General features: G+C 62.6%; 25 protein-coding genes. 12 read left to right on the top strand and 13 right to left on the bottom strand.

Annotated features, from left to right (window positions below; genetic code table 11):
- Positions 1-4: 4 nt before the first annotated feature.
- The 4 genes from AC1Q6C_RS22125 to AC1Q6C_RS22140 form a co-directional block, all read right to left on the bottom strand.
- A complete protein-coding gene (locus AC1Q6C_RS22125) occupies positions 5-1,444 on the bottom strand; it encodes a DEAD/DEAH box helicase (RefSeq protein WP_230359741.1) in 1,440 nt (479 codons plus the stop codon).
- A gap of 228 nt (positions 1,445-1,672) precedes the next feature.
- Positions 1,673-2,086, bottom strand: coding sequence for a molybdenum cofactor biosynthesis protein MoaE (locus AC1Q6C_RS22130; protein WP_007731311.1), 414 nt, complete (start codon positions 2,084-2,086; stop codon positions 1,673-1,675).
- On the bottom strand, positions 2,079-3,065 hold the full coding sequence (gene moaCB / locus AC1Q6C_RS22135; protein ID WP_054187785.1) for a bifunctional molybdenum cofactor biosynthesis protein MoaC/MoaB: 987 nt from the start codon (positions 3,063-3,065) through the stop codon (positions 2,079-2,081). Before moaCB ends, AC1Q6C_RS22130 begins: the two co-directional genes overlap by 8 nt.
- A 28-nt stretch (positions 3,066-3,093) precedes the next feature.
- The gene (locus AC1Q6C_RS22140) at positions 3,094-4,296 is read right to left on the bottom strand and encodes a molybdopterin molybdotransferase MoeA (protein ID WP_003944714.1); all 1,203 of its coding nucleotides are present in this window, start codon (positions 4,294-4,296) and stop codon (positions 3,094-3,096) included.
- Positions 4,297-4,407: 111 nt separating this feature from the next.
- On the opposite strand from AC1Q6C_RS22140, the gene moaA reads away from it, so the two are divergent.
- From moaA to AC1Q6C_RS22155, 3 genes are all read left to right on the top strand, one after another.
- The gene (gene moaA / locus AC1Q6C_RS22145) at positions 4,408-5,466 is read left to right on the top strand and encodes a GTP 3',8-cyclase MoaA (protein ID WP_230359742.1); all 1,059 of its coding nucleotides are present in this window, start codon (positions 4,408-4,410) and stop codon (positions 5,464-5,466) included.
- On the top strand, positions 5,459-5,716 hold the full coding sequence (locus AC1Q6C_RS22150; protein WP_003944706.1) for a MoaD/ThiS family protein: 258 nt from the start codon (positions 5,459-5,461) through the stop codon (positions 5,714-5,716). Before moaA ends, AC1Q6C_RS22150 begins: the two co-directional genes overlap by 8 nt.
- Positions 5,717-6,030: 314 nt before the next feature.
- Positions 6,031-6,786 carry a hypothetical protein gene (locus AC1Q6C_RS22155; protein WP_063316602.1) on the top strand — a complete coding sequence of 252 codons (756 nt, stop codon included), beginning with the start codon at positions 6,031-6,033 and terminating at the stop codon, positions 6,784-6,786.
- 25 nt (positions 6,787-6,811) lie between these two features.
- Here the strand turns inward: AC1Q6C_RS22155 and nadE are convergent, their stop codons facing one another.
- Positions 6,812-7,636, bottom strand: a complete 825-nt coding sequence (gene nadE / locus AC1Q6C_RS22160) for an NAD(+) synthase (RefSeq protein ID WP_003944695.1) — start codon at positions 7,634-7,636, stop codon at positions 6,812-6,814.
- Between the two features lie 68 nt (positions 7,637-7,704).
- On the opposite strand from nadE, the gene AC1Q6C_RS22165 reads away from it, so the two are divergent.
- Complete coding sequence (locus tag AC1Q6C_RS22165; RefSeq protein WP_210378320.1) at positions 7,705-8,259, top strand: nucleosidase; 555 nt, start codon at positions 7,705-7,707, stop codon at positions 8,257-8,259.
- 19 nt (positions 8,260-8,278) lie between these two features.
- Here AC1Q6C_RS22165 and AC1Q6C_RS22170 read toward each other — a convergent pair whose 3' ends face one another.
- Together AC1Q6C_RS22170 and AC1Q6C_RS22175 are read right to left on the bottom strand one after the other, a co-directional pair.
- Positions 8,279-9,058 carry an META domain-containing protein gene (locus AC1Q6C_RS22170; RefSeq protein ID WP_007736061.1) on the bottom strand — a complete coding sequence of 260 codons (780 nt, stop codon included), beginning with the start codon at positions 9,056-9,058 and terminating at the stop codon, positions 8,279-8,281.
- Positions 9,059-9,093: 35 nt separating this feature from the next.
- Positions 9,094-9,693: a TetR/AcrR family transcriptional regulator gene (locus AC1Q6C_RS22175; RefSeq protein ID WP_003944690.1), complete on the bottom strand. Its 600-nt coding sequence runs from the start codon at positions 9,691-9,693 to the stop codon at positions 9,094-9,096.
- Positions 9,694-9,799: 106 nt separating this feature from the next.
- Between AC1Q6C_RS22175 and AC1Q6C_RS22180 the strand changes: the two genes are divergently transcribed.
- The gene (locus tag AC1Q6C_RS22180) at positions 9,800-10,366 is read left to right on the top strand and encodes an NAD(P)H-dependent oxidoreductase (protein WP_030534957.1); all 567 of its coding nucleotides are present in this window, start codon (positions 9,800-9,802) and stop codon (positions 10,364-10,366) included.
- Between the two features lie 55 nt (positions 10,367-10,421).
- On the opposite strand, the gene AC1Q6C_RS22185 is transcribed toward AC1Q6C_RS22180, so the two are convergent.
- A complete protein-coding gene (locus AC1Q6C_RS22185; protein ID WP_230359743.1) occupies positions 10,422-11,249 on the bottom strand; it encodes a siderophore-interacting protein in 828 nt (275 codons plus the stop codon).
- A gap of 291 nt (positions 11,250-11,540) precedes the next feature.
- Here AC1Q6C_RS22185 and nrdH point away from each other — a divergent pair, with 291 nt between their 5' ends.
- The 3 genes from nrdH (at position 11,541) to nrdE (ending at position 14,474) form a co-directional block, all read left to right on the top strand.
- Complete coding sequence (gene nrdH, locus AC1Q6C_RS22190; RefSeq protein WP_003944717.1) at positions 11,541-11,771, top strand: glutaredoxin-like protein NrdH; 231 nt, start codon at positions 11,541-11,543, stop codon at positions 11,769-11,771.
- 82 nt (positions 11,772-11,853) lie between these two features.
- A complete protein-coding gene (gene nrdI, locus AC1Q6C_RS22195; protein WP_003944767.1) occupies positions 11,854-12,333 on the top strand; it encodes a class Ib ribonucleoside-diphosphate reductase assembly flavoprotein NrdI in 480 nt (159 codons plus the stop codon).
- Positions 12,291-14,474, top strand: a complete 2,184-nt coding sequence (nrdE, locus tag AC1Q6C_RS22200) for a class 1b ribonucleoside-diphosphate reductase subunit alpha (protein WP_003944756.1) — start codon at positions 12,291-12,293, stop codon at positions 14,472-14,474. The genes nrdI and nrdE overlap by 43 nt, the downstream gene beginning before the upstream one ends.
- Before the next feature lie 61 nt (positions 14,475-14,535).
- On the opposite strand, the gene AC1Q6C_RS22205 is transcribed toward nrdE, so the two are convergent.
- Positions 14,536-14,748, bottom strand: coding sequence for a type II toxin-antitoxin system antitoxin (locus tag AC1Q6C_RS22205; protein WP_161121278.1), 213 nt, complete (start codon positions 14,746-14,748; stop codon positions 14,536-14,538).
- A 12-nt stretch (positions 14,749-14,760) separates the two neighbouring features.
- Positions 14,761-15,678, bottom strand: coding sequence for an SPFH domain-containing protein (locus AC1Q6C_RS22210; RefSeq protein WP_202427213.1), 918 nt, complete (start codon positions 15,676-15,678; stop codon positions 14,761-14,763).
- Positions 15,679-15,848: 170 nt separating this feature from the next.
- On the opposite strand from AC1Q6C_RS22210, the gene nrdF reads away from it, so the two are divergent.
- On the top strand, positions 15,849-16,814 hold the full coding sequence (nrdF, locus tag AC1Q6C_RS22215) for a class 1b ribonucleoside-diphosphate reductase subunit beta (protein ID WP_003944744.1): 966 nt from the start codon (positions 15,849-15,851) through the stop codon (positions 16,812-16,814).
- A 94-nt stretch (positions 16,815-16,908) separates the two neighbouring features.
- Here the strand turns inward: nrdF and AC1Q6C_RS22220 are convergent, their stop codons facing one another.
- The 3 genes from AC1Q6C_RS22220 to AC1Q6C_RS22230 form a co-directional block, all read right to left on the bottom strand.
- Complete coding sequence (locus AC1Q6C_RS22220) at positions 16,909-17,382, bottom strand: NUDIX hydrolase (RefSeq protein ID WP_007736052.1); 474 nt, start codon at positions 17,380-17,382, stop codon at positions 16,909-16,911.
- 66 nt (positions 17,383-17,448) lie between these two features.
- Entirely contained in the window at positions 17,449-18,543 is a 1,095-nt protein-coding gene (locus AC1Q6C_RS22225) for an iron-siderophore ABC transporter substrate-binding protein (protein ID WP_228402160.1), read from the bottom strand.
- Between the two features lie 49 nt (positions 18,544-18,592).
- Positions 18,593-19,588, bottom strand: a complete 996-nt coding sequence (locus AC1Q6C_RS22230; protein WP_054187778.1) for an ABC transporter substrate-binding protein — start codon at positions 19,586-19,588, stop codon at positions 18,593-18,595.
- 350 nt (positions 19,589-19,938) lie between these two features.
- Here AC1Q6C_RS22230 and ctaD point away from each other — a divergent pair, with 350 nt between their 5' ends.
- The 3 genes from ctaD to AC1Q6C_RS22245 all read left to right on the top strand — a co-directional run bounded on the left by ctaD (position 19,939) and on the right by AC1Q6C_RS22245 (position 23,848).
- Entirely contained in the window at positions 19,939-21,729 is a 1,791-nt protein-coding gene (ctaD, locus tag AC1Q6C_RS22235; RefSeq protein ID WP_020907234.1) for an aa3-type cytochrome oxidase subunit I, read from the top strand.
- A gap of 116 nt (positions 21,730-21,845) precedes the next feature.
- On the top strand, positions 21,846-23,066 hold the full coding sequence (serB, locus tag AC1Q6C_RS22240) for a phosphoserine phosphatase SerB (RefSeq protein ID WP_003944761.1): 1,221 nt from the start codon (positions 21,846-21,848) through the stop codon (positions 23,064-23,066).
- Positions 23,063-23,848 carry a peptidyl-tRNA hydrolase gene (locus tag AC1Q6C_RS22245; RefSeq protein WP_063836273.1) on the top strand — a complete coding sequence of 262 codons (786 nt, stop codon included), beginning with the start codon at positions 23,063-23,065 and terminating at the stop codon, positions 23,846-23,848. Before serB ends, AC1Q6C_RS22245 begins: the two co-directional genes overlap by 4 nt.
- Positions 23,849-23,866 lie beyond the last annotated feature (18 nt).

Genomic DNA, 23,866 nt, shown 5'->3' on the forward strand with positions numbered 1-23,866 from the left:
GGGCCTAGCGTGCGGGACGGCCACCGGTGGAGCCTGCGGTGCGAGCGCCGCCGCCGGTGCGGGGACGGCGAGCGCCACCACCGGCATGTTCCTGACGGGCAGCTCCGCCGGTGCGAACACCGCGTGACTGACCGCCCTGTCCGGAGCGAGCCTGACCCGAACGTGCTGCGCCGCCGCGTCCACCCTGGCCGGCGGGACGCTGTCCGCGTCCGCCGTTGGGCTGGGCAGGAGCCTTCGGAGCCGGCGTGACGTGCGGTGCGATGTCGCCGACCAACTTGACGACGTGCTCGGAGTTGGCAGTCGAACGGACCGGGGTCACCTTGATGGCTGCCTTGCGCATGAGGATCGCAAGATCCTTACGCTGCTCGGGCAGAACCACGGTGACCACGTCGCCGGCGCTGCCTGCGCGAGCGGTGCGACCACTGCGGTGCAGGTAAGCCTTGTGCTCGGCCGGCGGATCGACGTGGACGACCAACTCGACGTCGTCGACGTGGACGCCACGCGCTGCGACGTCGGTGGCGACGAGGACGCGCGCTTCACCGGCGGAGAATGCCGCCAGGTTACGGTCGCGAGCAGCCTGCGAGAGGTTGCCGTGAAGGTCAACGGACGGGATGCCCGACTCGGTGAGCTGGCGAGCCAACTTGCGAGCCTGGTGCTTGGTGCGCATGAACAGGATGCGACGACCGGTACCGGAAGCGAGCTTCTCGACCAGAGCCTTCTTGGCTTCGACGCCGTCGACGTCGAACACGTGGTGCGTCATTGCGGCGACGGGGGAGTTGGCCTCGTCGACCGAATGCATGACCTCGTTCTTGAGGAAACGCTTGACGAGCTTGTCGACGCCGTTGTCCAGCGTTGCCGAGAACAGTAGACGCTGCCCGTCCTGCGGGGTGGACGAGAGGATGCGGGTGACGACGGGCAGGAAGCCGAGGTCGGCCATGTGGTCGGCCTCGTCGAGCACGGTGATCTCGACGGCGTCGAGACTGACGAACTTCTGCTTCATGAGGTCTTCGAGGCGACCGGGGCATGCGACGACGATGTCGACTCCGGCCTTGAGAGCCTGAACCTGGCGGTGCTGCGAGACACCGCCGAAGATCGTGGTCACGCGCAAGTCGTATGCGGCGGCCAACGGTTCGAGGGTTGCGGTGATCTGGGTGGCGAGCTCACGCGTGGGTGCGAGCACCAGGCCGAGCGGTCGACCCGGACGACGCTTTCCTCCGGACAGTTCGCCGGCGAGGCGGGAGACCATGGGGATGGAGAACGCGAGGGTCTTGCCGCTTCCGGTCTTTCCGCGGCCCAGTACGTCGCGCCCCGAGAGAGTGTCGGGGAGGGTGTCGATCTGGATCGGGAACGGAGAAGTGATTCCGCCGTCTTCGAGAGCTTTCACCAGCGGTGCGCGCACACCGAGGGCTGCGAAGGTGGTAGCGGGCGTAGAGATGTCAGACAAGTGTGTTCAGAGCCTTTCGGGCACGTGTTCGTGCCCGGATGCCGACACGGGAATTAACCGGTCGAACAATCAAGCACAGTGGTGGCGGCGCTGCCGGTCGGCAGGCTTCTTCGCCGTAAGAAGAGCGGGTGCATTGAGCACTCAGCAAGAAAATTTGCGTTCTACGACGCTGGATGCCCGATTTCAGGCACCTAGTGATCGCAACTCTACCTTCCCGGAGCGTTCGACCTACAACCCGACCCATTCGGAGACGCCGTTCGCGAAGTGTTGCCGCTTCCAGATCGGTACCTCGTGCTTGATGCGCTCCACCAGTTCGGCGCACGCGGCAAACGCCTCCGCTCGATGCGGCGCGGCGACGGCGGCGACCAGTGCGAGATCACCGATCTCGAGGTGACCGACGCGATGGATCGCAGCAACCGGCAGGCCGGTCGAGGCCGCAACCTCTTGGCAGCACGTCTGGAGGAAGCGTTCGGCATCCGGATGCGCTTGGTACTCCAACGCCGAAACCGCTTGACCTCCATCGTGATTGCGCACCGTTCCCGTGAACACCACAACAGCGCCGTTCTTCGGACCGGCAACGGCGGCGTCGACGGTGTCTGCGTGAATCGGTTGCTCGGAGATCCGAGCCAATAGCTCACTCATCGTGCGCTCCTCCGCCTGCGACCTGCGCGAGCAGGTGATCGATGATGGGTCCGAGGACGGCGAGACCGTCCTTCACTCCACCGGGAGAACCCGGAAGATTGACGATGACCGTCGTACCTGTGAGACCTGCCACACCACGGCTCAGCGACGCGTGCGGTGTCTTCTCGAGGCCCTTGGTCCGGATCGCTTCTGCGACGCCGGGCAACTCACGGGTCAAGACTGCCCGGGTAGCTTCCGGGGTGGCATCCGTGGGGGAAGCCCCGGTGCCGCCGGTACTGATGACGAGTGACGGGGAGCCCTCCTTGGCGTCAGCGATGCCCGCCGCGATGTCTGCGTCGGCGTACACAAGCGGTCCACGTACCTCGAAGTCCCGTTCACGTAGCCAGGTCGCGATCGTGGGTCCGGTGGTGTCGGGTCTGGTGCCGTTCGCACCGCCGGTGGAAGCCACGAGGACGGTCGCGGACCGTGCCGAGGTGAAGGTGTGCGCCGGAGCTGTCTGTGCGTTCTGAGTGTCGCGGGTCCAATGTCCGCGTTTACCACCGTCTTTGGTGAGCAGACGAACACCGTTCATGGTAGCTCCGGGGTCCACCGCTTTGACCATGTCGTGCAAGGTCAGGCCGGCTACCGCGACGGCGGTGAGTGCTTCCATCTCGACGCCGGTCTGTCCGCGAGTCTTCGCCGTCGCCTCGACGGTGATCGATGTTTCGGTGAACCCGAATTCCACCTTGACCGACGAGAGCGCGAGTTGATGACACAGCGGGATCAGTTCGGAGGTCTTCTTCGCACCGGCGATTCCGGCGATGCGCGCGGTGGTGAGGACATCAGCCTTGGGCATGCCGTCGGCGCGGACGAGGCGAACTACCTCGGCGGTCGTGACGAGTTCGCCGGCAGCGACGGCGATACGTGTCGTCTCGGCCTTGGCGCTGACGTCGACCATGCGCGCTCGGCCCTCGCTGTCGACGTGTGTCAATTCGGTCATCAGTGTCCTTTGAATCAGATCGAGTGAATCAAATTGAGGAAGTCGAGAGCGGGACGACGTCGACGAGATCGCCCGCGCCGAGCTCGGTCACGGCGGCGGGGATGTCGATCAGGACGTCGGCCCACGCCATGGCTGCAACAAGGTGCGATCCGGGTCCGGCAACGAGTTCGATTCCGTCCGCAGTTCTGCGTGCCCGCAGGAACTGCCGCTTGCCGTCCACCGAACGCAGCGGTGCAGTCAACGGGAGTCGCTCGCGCGGGATCTCGGGCAGGCCCGCGGCCCGGCGCAGTTCGCCCCGTGCGAAGACCTCGAAGGAGACCATCGTGCTCACCGGGTTGCCCGGGAAGCTCAGTACCGGCACTTCGTTCACCACTGCAGTGCCTTGCGGACCGCCCGGCTGCATTGCGACGTGGCCGAAGTGTGCTCCCAGAGGCGTGAGAGTTTCCTTCACCACCTCGAAGTCGCCCATGGACACTCCGCCGGAGGTGAACACCAGATCAGCGACCGAGGTTGCGTACGAGAGCAATTCGCGGAACTCGGCGGGGTCGTCGCTGCTTCGGGCGACGGATACGACATCGGCGCCGTTGGCTTCGGCCAATGTTGCCAAAGCTGGACCGTTGGAATCGTAGATCTCACCGGGTTCGAGAGTTGTTCCGGCACTTTTCAGTTCGGCGCCCGTCGTAATTATCGCGACCCGTGGCTTCGTGTAGGTGTCGAGCGAGGCCAAGCCCACAGCACTCAGCGCGGCGATATGGCGAGGTTCCAAGTGCGTTCCGGCCGTGACCAGTAGCATTCCGGCGGTGATGTCGCTGCCACGTTCGCGTACGAATTCGCCTACCGACCTGCCCCGTTCGATCGTGACGACGTGCTCGGTGACACCCGTTGTGTCCTCGACCGGAACAACGGCGTCGGCACCCTCGGGGAGCGGAGCACCGGTCATGATGCGAAATGCCGATCCTGGAAGGTGTTTCGGTGGTTTTCCGCTTCCAGCGGCGATCACGCCTCGAACCGTCAGTGTGGTCGGAACCGAGGCCACAGAAGCAGCATCGACGGCATACCCGTCCATCTGCGAGTTGCGGAAGAGTGGCAGGTCTACCGGCGATGCGATATCCGAGCAAGTTATGCGCCCCAACGCTTCTGCCGTCGGAACTGCCGTCGGAGAGAGGGTGTGCAGGCCGGTGAGCAATCCGGAGATGTGCGACGCGTGTTCCTCGACCGAACGCGCGCTCATGACAGTAACCTCGACAACCTCGACATGTTTTGATCCTAGGCGGTGTGGTCCGTCCGACACACGGAGTACGGCTTTCGGTCATACTGGAGCAATACGGAAGTTGGTGAAGTGATGACAGTGGTCTCGATGGGAATTCCCACCGTGCGGTTCGACGCTGCCTCCCTCGCCGGTCGTCCCGAGACGGATCTCCTGGTCGACAGGTTCGGGCGTGTTGCCAGAGATCTGCGAGTCTCGATCACCGAGAAGTGTTCACTTCGTTGCACGTATTGCATGCCGGAGGAAGGCTTGCCGGCCATCGCTGCGGAAGATCTTCTGAGTGCCGACGAGATCATTCGAGTAGTCGGAATCGGCGTCGAACGAGTCGGTATTCGCGAGGTGAGATTCACCGGCGGCGAACCGCTGATGCGTAGTGACCTCGAAAAGATCATCGGGGGGTGCGCCGCGCGCGTGCCAGGAATTCCACTTTCCATGACTACCAACGCCGTTGGGCTCGAACATCGTGCGGCGAAGTTGGCTGCAGCTGGTTTGACTCGCATCAATGTTTCCCTGGATTCGGTTGATCGCGCCCATTTCGCTGAATTGACGCGTCGAGACAGGTTGCCGTCCGTTCTCGCGGGAATTCGAGCGGCAGCTGCGGCCGGGCTCGCGCCACTGAAGATCAATGCGGTGCTGATGCGTGAAACGCTCCACGGCGCGGCGGATCTTTTGCAGTGGTGCCTCGAAGCCGGCGTCGAATTGCGCTTTATCGAGCAAATGCCTCTGGACGCAGACCATGCATGGGCACGCGAGAACATGGTGACCGCGGCTGAATTGTTGTCCGTTTTGGGAAGCCGTTTCGAATTGGAAGCAATCGGCCGTGAAGATCCGTCGGCTCCTGCCGAAGAATGGCGTGTCGACGGGACCACGATGACGGTAGGGATCATCGCTTCCGTGACCCGCTCGTTCTGCAGTGAATGCGATCGGACGCGAATGACCGCAGAGGGAACAATTCGGTCATGTCTGTTCAGTGACCGTGAAGTTGATCTGCGTGCCGCGCTCAGGGCCGGAGCAAGTGACGACGAACTAGCGGATTTGTGGCGCGGTGCGATGTGGAACAAGTGGGCTGGGCACGGCATCGACGCCGCGGACTTCGTTCCGCCGGAAAAAAGTATGGGAGCGATCGGTGGCTGATCCGCATTCGATCTCGGTTCGTTACTTTGCTGCTGCAGCGGATGTATCCGGTTGCCGTAGCGAGGTAGTCGCCATCTCGCCTGACAACACACTTGCCGAGTTGGTGGCGGTGCTGGTCGGGCGATACGGACCGGAGATGGAGCGAGTGCTGTCGGTCTCGGCTTTCCTCGTCGGTGACGAGTTGACCCGCGACGTCTCTCGAGCCTCCGGTAGCGCTGTCGATATTCTTCCGCCTTTCGCTGGAGGCTAGTCCGAGAATTGCCGGCGTAGCTATTTGTGGGCTGCCGACGTATTGTCCTTTTTCGGTTTTCCGGTCCAAATATTTATATCTTGATCACTCCAGCTCAAGTGGCATCTATCTCCGTTTTTTCCATTGTTGGTCAATTGTCCAGCATTGGTCGTTTTGTTTAGTTTCTCCTACTTTTGGGGGAGCGAATGCACTTCGAATTGCCAAGGTGAATTGTCATCTGTTTGGATGACAAAAGAAATACCTTCGCTGTTGGTAATTGTCGACATGTGTTAATTTTGGCGCAATTCCACTCGGGATATGTGAAAGGTATTTCAATGTCGATTAATTCCACGCGCCGTGTCGGAGTCGTCGTAGCGCTCCTCGGGGCAGCTGCACTCACCGCTCCGGCAATTGCTACTGCGCTTCCGTCCACCGGTTCTCTCGGCTCGTCTGCGCCGGAAGCCTCGTGCTCGACCCTGTCCACCGAAGCGACGCCGAACGGGTGGGGCATCCCGTTCACCGACGAGAAGGATCAGACCGCGTCGTACTCGGCCGACAACGTTCTCGACAAGGACGGTTCACTGAAGCTGGCCGTCGACGGTACCGGCGATCGTTCGGTTTCCTACCATTCGGCCGGCGGTATCAAGTTGTCCGACGCAGTCGACAAGGCGATCGGCTTTGCCGAGCGCGCCGCCACGCCGACTGCGGCATTCCAGCTCCGCCTCACCGGAACGACCGGCGGAAAGTTCGAGAACGGATTCACCACCCTGGTGTGGGTCCCGGGACCCGACGCGACGCCGACGGCTGACGGCGGCGTTCACGCGGATATCCAGAAGGGCGTGTGGTGGAGCACTCAGAACATCGACGGCGCCAAGGACCGCGTGTCAGTGCCTTTGGCTGACATCGTCGCCGCGAACCCGAACGCGGTAGTCGACCACTACGGCGTCAGTGTGGGCACCGGTTCCGCCGCCACGTCGACGCTGGTCGATGCAGTGCAGTTCAACGGATGCACCACCAACTTCGCGAAGAAGGATCCGGCTTCGGGAACGGGTTCGCTGGGCGACGTCTTCGGCAGCCTGTTCGGTAGCTAGTCGCTGGTAAGAGCTCTGGTAGGAGTTACTTCCACCAGTCATCGAGGGGTGTGACCGGCACCGTGCGCTTGTGACGAGTGTTGGTGAACATCTTCTCGAGCTTCTCGGCTACCTCGGAGGAAACGTCCTTTCCTTCGAGGTAGTCGTCTATCTGTGAGTACGTGACGCCGAGGGCAACTTCGTCGGGTAGCGCGGGTCGGTCGTCCTCGAGGTCGGCGGTCGGCACCTTGCGCCACGTGCTCTCGGGTGCGCCCAATTCCTGCAGCAATGCAGCGCCCTGGCGTTTGCTCAAGCCGGTGAGCGGCGTGATGTCGACACCGCCGTCACCGAATTTCGTGAAGAAGCCGGTAATCGCTTCTGCGGCGTGGTCGGTACCGATCACGAGGTAGCCGAGCTGACCGGCAATCGCATACTGGATGACCATTCGTTCGCGCGCCTTGATGTTGCCGCGGACGAAGTCGCGTAGTTCGCCGTTCCCCAACGCCTCGGAGGCCTCACGGGCCGTCGCGTCGGCGCCAGGCTTGACGTTGACCGTGAGAGAGCGGTCCGGCTTGATGAAGCCGAGCGCGATCTGAGCGTCGGATTCGTCAGCCTGAGCGCCATAGGGGAGTCGAACGGCGACGAACTCGGCCTCGTGGCCTTCTTCACGAAGTTCCGTGACCGCGCGTTGGGCGAGGGCTCCGGCGAGCGTGCTGTCCTGACCGCCGCTGATTCCCAGAACGAACCCTTTGGCGGGGGTCGAGCGCACGTAGTCCTTCAGGAACTGGACTCGCGCGCGAACCTCCGCTGCGGCGTCGATTGTCGGCTTTGTGCCGAGTTCTTCGATGATGCTTTCACGCAGTGTGGCCATGAATGGACTCTAGCGATGTGAGCAGGCGCGTGCAGTGCCACCGTATCCGGGGCGGTACGGTCGCGCACATGAGTGCGAACAACGTTCTGGTGGTCAGTGCGACGAAGTCGGAAGCGGCATACGTGCCGCAAGGATACGAACTGCTGATCACGGGGATTGGAAAGGTCAGTGCTGCAACAGCAGTCGCCTCTGCTCTCGCGCGGTGCGAGCGGGATGATCTGCCGCTGGTCGTCAACATCGGGACAGCCGGTGCGCTGCACGCGCACCACGGCGGCCTCTATGTTCCCGGCGTCGTCATCAATCACGACATCAGCAGCACCGCGATCCGAGCGCTGGGGCACGACGTCGCGGACCGTTTGGTGCTCGCCGGCGGTGACGACTCGGTGTTGGCGACCGGCGACGCATTCATCGCCGACGCTGCAACCCGGGACGCCCTTGCGCAGCGAGCCGATCTGGTCGACATGGAGGGATTTGCCATCGCATTCGCCGCGCAGGCTGCGGGTGCTACCTGCCGACTCGTCAAACACGTCAGCGATCACGCGGACGACTCGGCCTTGGACTGGCCCGCGATGATCGATGCCAGCGCCCGCGAGTTGGGGCGCTGGCTGCTCGACAACGTCTGATCGAGCCTGCAGCGTCTGGTCAAGCCTGCGCAGTCAGTATCAATCCGGTGTCGTCGGGCTTGCGCAGGGTCAGCGTGTCGGCGTCGACGGTGTAGCTCACTTCGCCGTCGAGCACCGCCAGGATCTGGCGCTCGATGTCCATGTTCTCCTCGGGGCAAGCCATACGCGTGGTTGCCATCGGCGTGAACGTGACTGTGGTGTCGGACGTCTGGGCGCTTCCGGTCATGCGATTGCATCCGGTGCTCCCGCTGACCGAACCGTCTGCGGCAATCGTCAGTTCGGGAGCTGACGTCTCCAGAGCCAGGCTCGTACTGATCGCATCGGGACTGATGAGGGACGTGACAGTCCACGTCGTGCCCTGCAGCGGTCGATCCGGCGTGACGATTTTCTTGTCCTGCAGGGTGACTGTGGCGTCCTTCGATGTCAGGACGAGGGTGTCGCCGTCGAGGCTCCACGCCGGCGCAGCGGTCAGCAATGTTGTTGTCCAGGAGTCGGACTCGGCGATGCCGGGAGGGCAGCCCATCATGGTCGACGCCATGGTGCCGGTGGTCAGCGTGCCGTCGTTGAACTCGACCGAACCGTTTGCCGTGTTGCATCCGGCGCTCGCGGACACTCGACCAGCCTGGCTGAAGTCGAGAGTCAGCGGGCCGCCGCCGGGAATTTGTGTTCCATCCACGGAGGTCGAGATGAACACACGACCGGAGGGATCCGTCTTGTCTTCGGGGGAGTCGGACGAAGCGGAGCAACCACTTACCGCGGCGATGGTCAGGAGGCCGATGACGGCTGCAGCGATGCGCATGGGCTCACATTAAGTGGTGGGACGGATCTGGGGAGTCAACATCGAGTAACGCGCCGGGCAAGGTCTTCCCAGCCGGCCGCCAGGCGCTCGGTGGTCATCCCGAGATCGCGCACCTGATGAAGGACGAGCGACGCTTCGAGCGGTGCCAACAGTGCTGAAGCGAGCAGATCGAGGTCGCCCTCGACGCCGGCTCCTCGAAGAAGCCCGATGACGTGAGCGATGCCGAGAGCCCGGGCCGGACCGCCGAAGCGGTATTCAGGAGCGTTTTCCGCCGCTCGGAGGACTTCGCCCTGTACTTCCACCATGGCAATCCGGGCTCGTCCGAACGCGATGAGGCGCTCGATCGGCGGCGCGCCCGGACCCAACGGTGGGGGGCCGAACATGAATGCCTGCTGCAGTTCTCGCTCGGTGTGATCGAGCAGTGCCTGCATCAGTCCCGATCGATTGCCGAAGCGCCGAAAAACTGTGCCCTTGCCCACACCGGCCCGGCACGCGACAGCATCCATCGTCACCGCGTCGACACCTCGCTCGGCAACGAGGAGGGCTGCGGCGTCGAGCAGAAGTACGCGGTTACGTGCTGCGTCACCGCGCTCGACCGGCGCGGCGCCGATCTGGGGGAGGGGGATTGCGCTCACGGAATCAGGTTACAGGGCCGGGGAATGTAAGTGGACCGCGGTCCGTTTAGTTGATATAACTTTCAACCGGAGCCACCAACCGCACCACTCTCGAAGGAAACTCGCTATGTCACAGACCAATGTTCTCGTTCTCGTCGGCAGCCTGCGCGCCGGATCCGTCAACCGCCAGCTTGCCGAGACGGCTGTGTCCGCCGCACCCGAGGGCGCCACGCTGACGGTCTTCGAAGGCCTCGCCGACGTCCCCTTCTACAACGAAGACATCGACGTCGAGGGTGCTTCCATCCCCGCTGTCGACGCACTGCGCTCTGCTGCGAGCGACGCGGACGCGTTCCTGCTCGTCACCCCCGAGTACAACGGCACCATTCCCGCAGTTCTGAAGAACGCCATCGACTGGATCTCGCGTCCGTACGGTGTCGGTGCAGTCAAGGACAAGGCTGTCGCAGTCATCAGCGCTTCGCCCAGCGGCAACGGCGCCAAGTGGGCACACGAAGACACCACCAAGGCAGTCCGTATCGCCGGCGGCAAGGTCGTCGAGGACACTGCACTGAGCATCGGTGGAACCGGCGCACTGTTCGGTGAGCTGCACCCGCGTGAGAACGCAGAGGTGCTCGCTCAGGTCTCCAAGGTCGTCTCCGACCTCGTCGACGCCGGCAAGCAGCTCGTCAACGCGTAATCCGTTTCACGAATGAGGGCCATGCCGGAAGGTGTGGTCCTCACTCGTATGCGCGCTAGAGCCCTTCGCGTTCCATCGCGTCGTCGACCGCGTCGCGAACCGACTCGAAATCCTTGCCGGCCATCATCGCTTCGCCCATCGCAGCATCGATACGGTCGGCGACGGCGGCGTACCGACGCTCCCAGTTCTCCTTGTCCTCCCGCCAGTAACCCATCACGTGCATGCGGTTTGCCGGGATTTCCCATGTTCGACGCAGATGGGCGCGGATGCGTCTGGCGGTCGCGGCCTCGACTGCACACCAGATGTAGCCCTCGCCGGGAGGCAGGGCAGCGCCGGCCAATTCGGCGAGCAGCGAGTCCGATTCCTCGATCCATCGGTAGTGAGCGTCGGCGCGCGTCGTGAACGTCTGCTGTTCACTCGGCGCGGGTACCTGCGCGATGACGTGGATCGGTAGACCGTCGGGTGCTTCTTCGAGAATTCGCCCGATCGCGGGCAGAGCGGCGTGATCGGCGACCATCAGCAGCCAGTCGCAACCTGCCGGCGGCGTGAACCACCCGCTCGCCGTCGAGAGGTGAACGGTCTCGCCCGGTTGCGCAGTCGCGGCCCAGAGTGCCGCGCCGCCGTGGCCGTGGAGAACGAAGTCGATCTCCAGTTCGTTCTTCGACGGCTGCCAGCGCCGGACCGTGTAACTACGGGCGTGAGGGGGATCGAGGGGGAATCTGACGAGCACCCGTTCGTCGGGGCTCCCGCTCGTCTCGAAGTCGCTCAGGCCCTCCCCACCGAAGGTGATTCTGCGCATCAACGGTGTCACCTGCTGTGTTCTCGTCACGGTTGCCTGGTGGCGTGGAGCCTCGTCCTTCGGGGGTGTTTCCACGACGCTCATGGTAGGTCCGTGGCGCGGCTCCCAGAGGCTGGCGAGCACAAAAAGAAACTGTGACGCGCGACACGCCGACGCGCCGGGAAATGAAGGCGCTGAACTGGGGCGACCTGGGAATTCCAACGATGTGACTCACAACATCTCGCGTTATGTGTTTCTGTCGGCCACTAGGTGTAGTGTCTTGAGCACTGAGAGACCACAACGCGGAACGCTTCGAGCGAGACTCCGGCAATCGGTCGTATCGGTGCTGAACATCACTACATCGGCCTTTGTTGGCTAAGCGAAAGAGGGACTCTCATGAGCATCACCGTCTACACCAAGCCCGCTTGCGTTCAGTGCAATGCCACCTACCGCGCCCTGGACAAGGCCGGTCTCGAATACAACGTCATCGACATCACCGAGGATGCCGAAGCCCGCGACTACGTCATGGCTCTCGGGTACCTCCAGGCACCCATCGTGGTTGCCGGTGAAGATCACTGGTCGGGCTTCCGTCCCGATCGCATCAAGACCCTGACCGTCGCTGCTTGAAGCGCCGCAGTGTCGGCGGTGGACACCTCTGCCGACACATCTGAGTAGTTCCGGGCACCGTACAAGAAAATGGTGACAACCGATGACTTCGCTGGTCTATTTTTCCAGCGTGTCGGAGAACACCCACCGATTCGTTCAACGTCTCGGCCTGCCTGCGACACGTATACCTATCCATGACCGTGACGGCTCATTTCGTGTAGACGAGCCCTATGTGCTGATTCTGCCCACCTATGGTGGCGGGGTCACCGTGACAGGGCGCGACACCAGTTATGTACCGAAGCCGGTCATTCGTTTTTTGAACAATCCACACAACAGGTCGTTGATCAGAGCAGTGATCGCGGCGGGAAACACCAATTTCGGTGAGTCCTTTTGCTATGCAGGAAACATCATTTCCCAGAAATGCCACGTTCCTTTTCTGTACCGGTTCGAACTCATGGGCACTGCCGAGGACGTCGACCGGGTACGAGAAGGCTTGGGGGAGTTCTGGAATCATCTCGAAACAGAGAAGGAGCACGGGCAGTGGCGCCAACCATCACTGACACGATCGCGGCAGGAAGCGTAGAGCGTGATGCGCGCGGCGGCGATTCCACCAACGGTCTCGACTACCACGCACTCAACGCCATGCTCAACCTGTACGGCGCCAACGGTGAGATCCAGTTCGAGATGGATGTCGCTGCAGCCCGTCAGTACTTCTTGCAGCACGTCAACCAGAACACCGTGTTCTTCCACAACCTCGACGAGAAGCTGGACTACCTCGTCGAGGAAAACTATTACGAGCCCGAGGTTCTCGATCAGTACTCACGTACTTTCGTGAAGTTCCTGATCGATCACGCGTACGCCAAGAAGTTCCGCTTCCCGACGTTCCTGGGTGCATTCAAGTACTACACCTCCTACACGCTCAAGACCTTCGACGGTAAGCGCTACCTCGAGCGTTTCGAAGATCGTGTCTGCATGGTTGCGCTCACCCTGGCCGCAGGCAACGAAGACCTGGCCGTCGAACTCGTCGACGAGATCATCGCCGGACGCTTCCAGCCCGCCACCCCGACGTTCCTGAACTCGGGTAAGAAGCAGCGCGGTGAGCCCGTGTCCTGCTTCCTGCTTCGTATCGAAGACAACATGGAGTCCATCGGTCGCTCCATCAACTCGGCACTGCAGCTGTCCAAGCGCGGTGGCGGAGTTGCCTTGCTGCTCACCAACGTTCGTGAGCACGGCGCACCGATCAAGAAGATCGAGAACCAGAGTTCGGGTGTCATCCCGATCATGAAGCTTCTCGAGGACTCGTTCTCCTACGCCAACCAGTTGGGTGCGCGTCAGGGCGCCGGTGCTGTGTACCTGCATGCGCACCACCCCGACATCTACCGGTTCCTCGACACCAAGCGTGAGAACGCCGACGAGAAGATCCGTATCAAGACGCTCTCACTCGGCGTCGTGATCCCGGACATCACGTTCGAACTGGCGAAGAAGAACGAGGACATGTACCTGTTCTCGCCGTACGACGTCGAGCGCATCTACGGAGTTCCGTTCTCCGACATCAACGTCTCCGAGAAGTACTACGAGATGGTCGACGACAAGCGAATTCGCAAGTCCAAGATCAAAGCTCGCGAGTTCTTCCAGACCGTCGCCGAATTGCAGTTCGAATCGGGCTACCCCTACATCATGTTCGAGGACACGGTGAACCGGGCAAACCCGATCGAAGGCAAGATCACGCACTCGAACCTGTGCTCGGAGATCCTGCAGGTTTCGACGCCTTCACTGTTCAACGACGACCTGTCCTACTCGAAGGTCGGCAAGGACATCTCCTGCAACCTGGGTTCGCTGAACATCGCGAAGACCATGGACTCGCCCGACTTCGCCAAGACCATCGAAGTGTCGATCCGCGGATTGACGGCAGTGTCCGACCAGACGCACATCTACTCGGTGCCGTCGATCGAGCAGGGCAACAACGACTCTCACGCCATCGGCCTCGGTCAGATGAACCTGCACGGATACCTCGCTCGTGAGCGGATCTTCTACGGCAGCGAAGAAGGCATCGACTTCACGAACATCTACTTCTACACCGTGCTGTTCCACGCACTGCGTGCGTCGAACAAGATCGCCATCGAGCGCGGCTCGTACTTCAAGGGTTTCCCGGAGTCGAAGTACGCCTCGGGTGAATTCTTCGACAAGTACACCGACCAGGCTTGGGAGCCGGCAACCGACAAGGTTCGCGGACTCTTCGCCGATGCGAAGCTGCACATCCCCACTCAGGACGACTGGCGTGAGCTGAAGGCTTCGGTTCAGAAGCACGGTATCTACAACCAGAACCTTCAGGCCGTCCCGCCGACCGGCTCGATCTCGTACATCAACTACTCCACCAGCTCCATCCACCCGGTGGCGTCGAAGATCGAGATCCGCAAGGAAGGCAAGATCGGCCGCGTCTACTACCCGGCGCCCTACCTGACCAACGACAACCTGGAGTACTACCAGGATGCCTACGAAATCGGGTACGAGAAGATCGTCGACACCTATGCTGCCGCAACGCAACACGTCGACCAGGGCCTGTCGCTGACGCTGTTCTTCAAGGACACCGCAACCACTCGCGACATCAACAAGGCGCAGATCTACGCGTGGCGTAAGGGCATCAAGACGCTGTACTACATCCGTCTGCGTCAGATGGCACTCGAAGGCACCGAGGTCGAGGGCTGCGTTTCCTGCATGCTGTAGAGGGCTCCGCCCCCGTGCGCCTTTTCGGTAGTGGTTACTACCAAAAAGGCGCACAGGGGTATCAGGCCGGCGGGCGGCCGGGACCGTGCATCTTGCCGGCGTTCTTCGGCATTCGACCGTGCTCGGTGAGTGCGCGCCGAAGGAGAAACTCGATCTGGGCGTTGGTACTTCGGAGATCGTCGGCGGCCCAGCGGGCGAGGGCGTCGTGTACCGCTGGGTCCAACCGAAGAAGGACCTTCTTACGCTCGGATCGCGGAGCTGGATCCGTGGCCATGTGGCCTTTCCTTTACTGGTAGAGCGAACCGGTGTTGAGCACCGGTTGTGCGTCGCGGTCGCCGCACAGCACGACCAGAAGGTTACTGATCATCGTCGCCTTCCGTTCCTCGTCGAGTTCGACGACGTGCTTTTCCTCGAGCTGCTTGAGTGCCATGTCGACCATGGACACCGCACCTTCGACGATTTGCTTGCGGGCGGCGATCACTGCACCCGCTTGCTGGCGCCGAAGCATCGCGCTGGCGATTTCGGGTGCATACGAGAGCCGGTTGATGCGTGTCTCGATAACTTCGACACCCGCAGCACGTACGCGGGCGTGAACCTCCTCCGACAAGGTGGTGGTGATGATATAGGCGTTCTCGCGCAACGAGACTCGGCCTTCGGCGTCGTACGGGTAGCTACCGGCGATATGGCGGACGGCCGCCTCGGTCTGTACGGAGACGAACTCCTCGTAATCGTCCACCTGGAACGAGGCGAGCGCTGTGTCGGCCACCTGCCAGACGACCACCGCCGAGATCTCGATGGGATTGCCGTCGGCGTCGTTCACTTTCGCCTGACCGGTCTCATGGTTTCGGATGCGCGTCGAGATCGATCGACGGACCGTCAGCGGGTTTGTCCATCGCAGTCCCGGCGTGCGCAAGGTGCCGCTGTACGAGCTTCCGAGAAGTTGCAGAACTCGGGCTTGATTAGGTTGCACCAAGGTCAGGCCCATCAGGAGGGGGAGTGACGCGATGAACAGCACCACTCCGACCGGAATCAGGGCGAAGAGTCCCAGAACTCCGCCAACGACGGACAGCGCGATTCCGGCCAGGAAGAGAAGGACGCCGCCGAGGAGCATCCAGCTGCCGGACAGGTCCCAGCCTGGGCGTTCGGCGATCGTTGTGGTGGCGACACCGGTCGGTTTCTCGGCCACGGTGGGTGTGCTGGTCATGCGAGACTCGCTTTCCATCGGTAAGTGATATTTAATTGATATCACATTTTTTGTACTCGTGGAGGGGCGCGTGCGACACATGTTGTTGTGTTGGCATCGCGAACCCGACACAACGGGTAGTGTTCAGGCAAGCCAACATTCGGCAGTATCTCTCTCGCTAGGTAGGAATTATGGTCAAGCTGGTCAGTCGCGTTTCCGCCATCAACTGGAATCGCGTCCAGGACGAGAAGGACGCCGAGGTATGGGATCGCCTCGTCAGCAACTTCTGGCTGCCCGAAAAGGTGCCGGTCTCCAACGACATCCCGTCCTGGGGAACGCTGACCGCGCAGGAGCAGCAGCTCACCATGCGCGTCTTCACGGGCCTGACGCTGCTCGACACCATCCAGGGAACGGTCGGCGCCGTCAGCCTCATCCCGGACGCGATCACTCCCCACGAAGAAGCGGTGTACACCAACATCGCCTTCATGGAATCGGTGCACGCGAAGAGTTACAGCTCGATCTTCTCGACGCTGTGCTCCACCCCCGACATCGACGACGCGTTCCGCTGGTCGGAGGAGAACCCCAACCTGCAGCGCAAGGCGCAGATCGTTCTCGACTACTACAACGGCGAGTCGCCGCTCAAGCGCAAGGTCGCATCGACGCTCCTCGAGAGCTTCCTCTTCTACTCCGGCTTCTACCTGCCGATGTACTGGTCCTCGCGAGCCAAGCTCACCAACACCGCAGACCTCATCCGCCTCATCATCCGCGACGAGGCCGTGCACGGGTACTACATCGGCTACAAGTACCAGAAGGGCCTCGAACAGCTCACCGAGGCCGAGCGTGAAGAGCTCAAGAACTACACGTTCGAGTTGCTCTTCGAGCTCTACGAGAACGAGGTCGACTACACCCAGGACCTCTACGACGGCGTCGGTCTGACCGAGGATGTCAAGAAGTTCCTGCGCTACAACGCCAACAAGGCGCTCAACAATCTCGGCTACGAAGGCCTCTTCCCGAAGGACGAGACGGACGTCAATCCGGCTATCCTGTCGGCACTTTCACCGAATGCGGACGAGAATCACGACTTCTTCTCCGGCTCGGGTAGCTCCTACGTCATCGGCAAAGCCGTCAACACCGAAGACGACGACTGGGATTTCTAGAGCGACCCGCTCGGGATTTCCAGAGCGACCTACACACCGAAGCCCGACTCCTGCACACGCGGGAATCGGGCTTCGGCCGTGTATTGGGAGCGGACTAGCGCTGAAACCACGCTTCCGGCTTGTCCAGCAACGCTTTTGCGAGGCGCAGACGCGAGGTTTCCGTCATGTCCGAAGGCAGTGCGCTCGGCGCGAACCACGCGACCTCGAGGTTTTCGTCGTCCGCCACGTGTGCATCTCCGCCGGTCCACCTGGCCAGGAAACACACGTCGAGGTACTGAGTCACGTCGCCGTTGGGGTACGTAATGGGCTCTGTGACATCGACACTCGTGATCCGAACCAATTCGGCGTCGACGCCGGTTTCTTCCTTCGCCTCGCGCACCGCCGCCGCCGACGGTTCCTCCCCAGGCTCGAGAACGCCGGACACGACGGCCCACTGACCGTTGTCGGCGCGGCGGGTGAGCAGGACCCGACCGTCGTCGTCGCGGATCACGACGCTCACTCCGGACAGCCAGAGCGGCGCATGACCGACCTTCTCGCGCAAAGCGACAATGAATTCCGGGATCGGCATGATCAGAACCCGACCGTCACAGTTGTGGCGAGCCGCCTCGAATGTGGGAGTTGTGGTTCGTTCCGGTCAGCTCGCATATCCGTTCAAGGTTCCCTTCAAGTCCGCCAATACGGCACGGGCAGCAGTCATCCCGTTTCCGTTCCAGATGTCGTCTTCCGCTACGAACACACGTCGGTCTGTGGCAGCGGCGAGGTCCTGCCACTGGTCGCTCTTCATGATCTCGGTGCCGTAGGTACGGCCGTTCGGCCCGTCGAAGAGGACGTAGATCAAGTCCCCTTCGGCGGCGCTGAGATCGTCGGCCGGAATCGGTGCCGTGGTCGCATCGGTCAATCGCTGCGCCGGTGGGCGCCGGACGCCGACGTCGCTGAGGATCTGTCCGGCGAAGGATGCAGGGCCCTCGATCTGCAGGTCCTTCGAACCGAACCGAACCACTGATGCCTGCGTCTGCGATGCATTCAATGCGTCGCCGAGCTGCACGACGTCCTGCTGGTAGCGGTCGAGCTCCGTCGCAGCCGCGGACGAACGGCCCAGTGCCTGGCCGGCGAGGGCGAACTGCGCTTTCCAGTACACGGGATCCGAGCCCGCGAACACGGTGGGGGCGATGGCGTTGAGTTGCCCGTACAAGCCGTCGGACGCCGGACTGGACCCGAGGATCAAGTCCGGCGCGGCGGCCTTCACGGCGTTGACGTCAGGTGCGCTCACGGGGCCGACACTCGGAATCTCCGAGATGCCGAAACCCAGGTACGACGGTTGAGGTGAGTCGACACCGGTCGCGGCGCCCACTACCCGCTCCCACAGGCCGAGGGCGCACACGGCGTCCATCGAGACGCTGTCGAGGACCACGATCCGTTGGGGATCGGAAGGAACCTCGGTTTCACCCGCAGTGTGTACGACTCGACGCTTCACCCCGGGGCCCGCTCCCGGGTCGGCTTGCGTCGGCGTCGGGCACGCGGTGGCGGTGTCGCGTTCGATGCCCATCACGCCGGCACCGGCGATCGACGTAGTGGTCCGGACGATGGTGCTCGCGGGATCGTCCGACGAGTCGGACGAGCAACCACCGAGGACGAGCATCGTGGCGGCGATCCCCAGGATCGAGACACGACGAACGGACGTGCGGGCGGTCGTGCGTGAGAGAACAGACGTGCGTGAGAGAACAGACAAGTCGACGGCTTCCTGTGTGAGCGGGCGCCGTTCAGGTTAGCTGTTCGACTCAGCTGTTCTGCTTGTCCACCTCGAACGTGTCCGAGAGGTCGTCGAGGATCATGTGCGCGCCCTGGATGCTGACCGGCGACATCCACCGTGAATCGTCCACGTCCACCTTGCGCCCCCTAAGGGTCTGCCACAGCGGGCTCTCGAGGAATGGCTTCGCAGCTTCGGCGCTCTTGCCCTCGGCGTCCTGCCAGGTGCTGATGAAGATGACGTCCGCGTCGGCTTCGTTGATCAGCTCGGGGCTGATCTTCATCATGATGTTGCCGGCATCGGCGGGGTCAGGTCCCTGGTTGTCCGGGCGCTTCAGCCCGGCATCCTGAAGAACGATGCCGCTGAACGAGGTAGTGCGGTAGAGGCGTGCGGTCGGTTCACCGGCGAACCGGACTACCGAGATGACCGGGTTGTTCGCCTTCTCGTTGATTTCCTTGCCGACGGCAGCCGCGCGAGTTTCGTATTCGGAGATTTTCGCCTCGGCCAGCGATTCCTTGCCCAGCGCTTGACCGACTACACGGATGTTGTCCTTCCACGTCGGACCGGTTGTCTGGGTGAAGACGGTGGGCGCGATTGCGGAGAGCTGCTCGTAGTTCTTCCCGTCGCGGACCTCGGCGGAGATGATGAGGTCCGGCTGCAGTGCGGCGATCTTCTCGAGGCTTGCACTGCTGACCGTCCCGACCGAGACTGCGTCCGGGGCGAATTCCTCTCGGGAGGATCCGAGGTAGTCGGGCAGACCGGGCTCGCGGTAGTCGACGTAGCCGACGAGCGGGGATTCGAGGAGAAGGACGGCGTCGGTGAAGCTGTTGTCGAGCGCGACGATCCGCTGGGGTGCGGCCGGGATTTCGGTGCTTCCGCGGAAGTGCTCGACGGTACGGGGAAATGCGCCCGACTCGGTCGAGTTGGTGTTTGCAGCGGGCTCGTCGTTACTCGAGCACGCTGGAACGACCAAGGCGATCGAAGCTGCGACCGCTACCAGCGCGGCCCGGCGGGGAAAGAATTTCACTGATTGGCTCCTGAGATGAGTTAGGCGAGGGTGACCTTATCAGTGGAGGGGTTGGCCGAAAACGGACACCGACCGAATTCTTCGACGCGCACGACACGCCGATTCGGAAGTGGGTTCGGACTCCCGGGGGAACATAAACCGCAGGTCGTTCGTTCGGTGCCGTGAAAAACGGATGCTCGAGTACGACGCAGAGTAGGACCGGGTCGCGGTGCCTCGGAGTCACGGTCTACGATTCGATGAGCGCAAGCCAGAAGCCGTTGTCCGCAGCCCGGGCGACGGACCCTGCGGGCGCAACCAAGGGCTCTTTGACGGAGTCTGCGGAGCGACCAAAGGCACATTCAGGAGGATCAGTGACTGCCGTAGCGCCCCAGCCAGTCCCCACGATAGCGCCGGCCAGGCCTTACCCGCCGCGGCAGGGACCCAAGGGCTCATTCATTTTCAAGATGATCACGACCACCGATCCCAAGGTGCTCGGAATCATGTACTTGGCGACTTCCATCGCCTTCTTCCTCATCGGTGGCCTCATGGCACTGATGATGCGTGCCGAACTTGCTGTACCCGGCATGCAGTTCCTTTCCAACGAACAGTTCAACCAGCTGTTCACCATGCACGGCACGATCATGCTGCTGCTGTACGCGACCCCGATCGTCTTCGGCTTCGCGAACTACATTCTTCCGCTCCAGATCGGTGCACCTGACGTCGCGTTCCCGCGTCTGAACGCGTTCAGCTACTGGCTGTACCTGTTCGGCGCGATCATCACGACGGCCGGATTCGTCACGCCCGGTGGCGCAGCAGACTTCGGTTGGACGGCATACACGCCGCTGACCAGCGCGCTGCACAGCCCCGGCGTCGGCGCCGACCTGTGGGTCTTGGGTCTGGCTGTCGCCGGCCTCGGCACCATCCTCGGTGGCGTCAACATGGTCACCACCGTGATTTGCCTGCGCGCACCCGGTATGACCATGTTCCGCATGCCGATCTTCACCTGGAACATCTTCATCACCAGCATCCTGATCCTGCTGGCGTTCCCGCTGCTGACCGCTGCATTCATGGGCCTGTTCGTCGACCGCCATCTCGGTGGGCACATCTTCGACCCGGCAACGGGCGGTGTGCTCCTGTGGCAGCACCTGTTCTGGTTCTTCGGTCACCCCGAGGTGTACATCATCGCGCTGCCGTTCTTCGGCATCGTCTCGGAGATCTTCCCGGTCTTCAGCCGTAAGCCGATCTTCGGCTACAGCGGCCTGGTGTACGCAACATTGGCCATCGCCGCTCTGTCGATCGCAGTGTGGGCCCACCACATGTACGCAACCGGCGCTGTTCTCCTGCCGTACTTCTCGTTCATGACGTTCCTGATCGCCGTGCCGACAGGTGTGAAGATCTTCAACTGGATCGGCACGATGTGGAAGGGGCAGTTGACCTTCGAATCGCCGATGCTGTTCTCGATCGGCTTCCTGATCACCTTCCTCTTCGGTGGTCTGTCGGGTGTCATCCTCGCGAGCCCGCCGCTCGACTTCCACGTCACGGACAGCTACTTCGTCGTCGCCCACTTCCACTACGTGGTCTTCGGTACGGTCGTGTTCGCCACGTACGCCGGTATCTACTTCTGGTTCCCGAAGATGACCGGTCGCATGATGGACGAGCGCCTCGGCAAGTGGCACTTCTGGACCACGTTCGTCGGTTTCCACGGCACGTTCCTCGTTCAGCACTGGCTCGGTGCCGAAGGTATGCCGCGTCGTTACGCCGACTACCTGCCCTCGGACGGGTTCACGGTTCTGAACTCGGTGTCCACGATCTTTGCCTTCGTACTCGGTGCCTCGACGCTTCCGTTCATCTGGAACGTCTTCAAGAGCTACCGCTACGGCGAGGTTGTCACCGTCGACGATCCGTGGGGTTACGGAAACTCGCTGGAGTGGGCAACCACCTGCCCGCCGCCGCGTCACAACTTCACCGAGTTGCCGCGCATCCGTAGCGAGCGTCCGGCGTTCGAGCTGCACTACCCGCACATGGTGGAGCGGATGCGCGCGGAAGCGCACGTCGGCCCCGGCCACGGCGGGAAGAACGCCAGCACCGTGCTCGAAGATGCTCGTCACGAGCCGCTCACGGTCGGGGACGAAGGCGACCCCGGAACCGACAGCCGCTCCTGAGCGAAGTAACACACTGAAGTAATCAGCGAAGGCCCCGCCCGAGTAACGGGTGGGGCCTTTCGCTTGGCACAATAGTGACGATCAAGACGCGAACGAAGAAACGATCGGAGTTTTCGGTGGGTGCCTCTGACACCACTGTTCTGGTGACTGTGACCGGGCCGGACCGCCCTGGCGTCACCTCGGTACTGTTCGCGGCGCTGTCGCGGCACGATGTGCGTCTACTCGACGTGGAGCAGGTGGTGATTCGAGGTCGACTGACACTCGGTGTCATGGTTGCCTGCCCGAACGATCCCGAAGCGCTTCAGGAAGAACTCGAACAGGCGATGGCGACGGTCGGAATGAACGTCGACATCGAAATCGGTGCCGATCCCGGACGGCCCGCGGTGTCCACCCACGCGGTCGTTGTTCTCGGTAGCCCGGTCAATGCTCGCGCAATGCGATCGGTTGCACGCGAACTCGCGAAGCAGGGCGCAAACATCGATTCCATCCGTGGTGTCGCCGACTATCCGGTCACCGGCCTCGAACTCAGCGTCAGCGCGGCCGATACGGCGGACGGCGACGCGAAGCTGCGCACCGGACTCGCCGAGGTCGCCGCTCTCGAAAACGTCGACATCGCGGTCGAGCGCGCAGGACTGGCTCGCCGGGCCAAGCGTCTGATCGTGTTCGACGTGGACTCGACGCTCGTCCAGGGCGAGGTCATCGAGATGCTCGCCGCGAAGGCCGGCGTCGAGGACGAGGTCCGCGCCGTCACCGAAGCTGCGATGCGCGGCGAGATCGACTTCACCGAATCACTGCACCAGCGTGTGGCGACACTCGCCGGTCTCGACGCCTCCGTCATCGACGAGGTGGCAGAGAGCATCGAACTGACGCCGGGTGCGCGAACCACGATTCGCACCCTGCGCCGTCTCGGATTCCACTGCGGCGTGGTGTCGGGTGGCTTCCGGCAGGTCATCGAAGGCCTCGCACACGAACTCGAACTGGACTTCGTGCACGCCAACACCCTCGAAATCGTCGACGGCAAGCTGACCGGACGTGTGATCGGTGAAATCGTCGACCGCGCCGCGAAGGCCGTTGCGCTGCGCAAGTTCGCCGATCAGGTCGGTGTGCCGATGGAACAGACCGTCGCCGTCGGTGACGGTGCCAACGACATCGACATGCTCAACGCCGCGGGCCTGGGCGTGGCGTTCAACGCCAAGCCTGCGTTGCGGGAGGTCGCAGATGCTGCGTTGTCGCATCCCTTCCTCGACGCTGTGCTGTTCATTCTCGGTGTGACCCGCGACGAGGTCGAGGCTGCGGACGCCGTCGACGGTGGCGTGCGACGCGTACCGATTCCATGAGTTCCGATCCAGCATTCAGTTCCGATCCAGCTGTGATGTCCGGCCCCGATTCGCGCTGGCGCGAGCGCCACGCGGTGCTGGCCGCTGGGTACGGAGGGCGAGACGATCCCGCGGATCCGGCGCTGGTGTTGGCGATGCCGATCGTTCTGCACATTCCGAAGGCAGACCCGCCCAAGCGCACCGCACTGCTCGAGGCTGCGGCAACGGCGGCTGTGGCGCTGTGTCTGGACGAACGCGTCGGGTTCACCGAAGACGGGGAACCCGGCCCCTGGCACGAGGACTATTCGGCGTGGGTGGGTGCCCGGATTCGGAAGGTGTCTCGTCGAGCGCGAGGAGCGCAGTGGCTCGCCGCGCAGGAGGTACCGGGAATCACCGTCGATGTGGATGGCGCGCAGGCGCGGGCTCTGGTTCCCGGGCCGGTCGGAGAACTGGACCCGCGAATCAAGAAGTTGCAGATCGGTGGGACCGATCTCGAGCACGACGAGCCTGGCCCGCCGGAGCCTGGTCTTCCTGTGCTGTGGATCGACTCGGCGCTCGAGATGACGGTAGGCAAGGCGTCGGCACAGGTCGGGCATGCCTCGATGTTGTTGGCGGCGGCCATGTCCGAGAAACAGTGCTGGGCCTGGGCGCAGAACGACTTTCGCTGCTCGGTGCGCGACGCGAGCCCGGAACAGTGGGCCGAAGCAGTAGTTCGGCTGAAGAAGTCGGAGGCCGTCGCGGTTCGTGACGCTGGTTTCACGGAAGTGGCACCAGGCTCCATGACAGTCATCGCGGTTCCGTAGAGACGCAACCGACCAGTC

The organism is Rhodococcus sp. MT28 (assembly GCF_058792695.1).

Bases quoted from the DNA above. Each gene is read 5' to 3' on its own strand.
- AC1Q6C_RS22140 (WP_003944714.1), bottom strand. From the start codon at position 4,296: ATGAGCGCGCGTTCGGTCGAGGAACACGCGTCGCACATCTCCGGATTG.
- AC1Q6C_RS22205 (WP_161121278.1), bottom strand. From the start codon at position 14,748: ATGGCCACGGATCCAGCTCCGCGATCCGAGCGTAAGAAGGTCCTTCTT.
- AC1Q6C_RS22180 (WP_030534957.1), top strand. From the start codon at position 9,800: ATGTCACAGACCAATGTTCTCGTTCTCGTCGGCAGCCTGCGCGCCGGA.
- AC1Q6C_RS22185 (WP_230359743.1), bottom strand. From the start codon at position 11,249: ATGAGCGTCGTGGAAACACCCCCGAAGGACGAGGCTCCACGCCACCAG.
- nrdH (WP_003944717.1), top strand. From the start codon at position 11,541: ATGAGCATCACCGTCTACACCAAGCCCGCTTGCGTTCAGTGCAATGCC.
- moaA (WP_230359742.1), top strand. From the start codon at position 4,408: ATGACAGTGGTCTCGATGGGAATTCCCACCGTGCGGTTCGACGCTGCC.
- AC1Q6C_RS22165 (WP_210378320.1), top strand. From the start codon at position 7,705: ATGAGTGCGAACAACGTTCTGGTGGTCAGTGCGACGAAGTCGGAAGCG.
- moaCB (WP_054187785.1), bottom strand. From the start codon at position 3,065: ATGACCGAATTGACACACGTCGACAGCGAGGGCCGAGCGCGCATGGTC.
- AC1Q6C_RS22220 (WP_007736052.1), bottom strand. From the start codon at position 17,382: ATGCCGATCCCGGAATTCATTGTCGCTTTGCGCGAGAAGGTCGGTCAT.
- AC1Q6C_RS22130 (WP_007731311.1), bottom strand. From the start codon at position 2,086: ATGAGTGAGCTATTGGCTCGGATCTCCGAGCAACCGATTCACGCAGAC.
- AC1Q6C_RS22155 (WP_063316602.1), top strand. From the start codon at position 6,031: ATGTCGATTAATTCCACGCGCCGTGTCGGAGTCGTCGTAGCGCTCCTC.
- nrdI (WP_003944767.1), top strand. From the start codon at position 11,854: ATGACTTCGCTGGTCTATTTTTCCAGCGTGTCGGAGAACACCCACCGA.
- nadE (WP_003944695.1), bottom strand. From the start codon at position 7,636: ATGGCCACACTGCGTGAAAGCATCATCGAAGAACTCGGCACAAAGCCG.
- AC1Q6C_RS22245 (WP_063836273.1), top strand. From the start codon at position 23,063: ATGAGTTCCGATCCAGCATTCAGTTCCGATCCAGCTGTGATGTCCGGC.
- nrdF (WP_003944744.1), top strand. From the start codon at position 15,849: ATGGTCAAGCTGGTCAGTCGCGTTTCCGCCATCAACTGGAATCGCGTC.
- AC1Q6C_RS22210 (WP_202427213.1), bottom strand. From the start codon at position 15,678: ATGACCAGCACACCCACCGTGGCCGAGAAACCGACCGGTGTCGCCACC.
- AC1Q6C_RS22170 (WP_007736061.1), bottom strand. From the start codon at position 9,058: ATGCGCATCGCTGCAGCCGTCATCGGCCTCCTGACCATCGCCGCGGTA.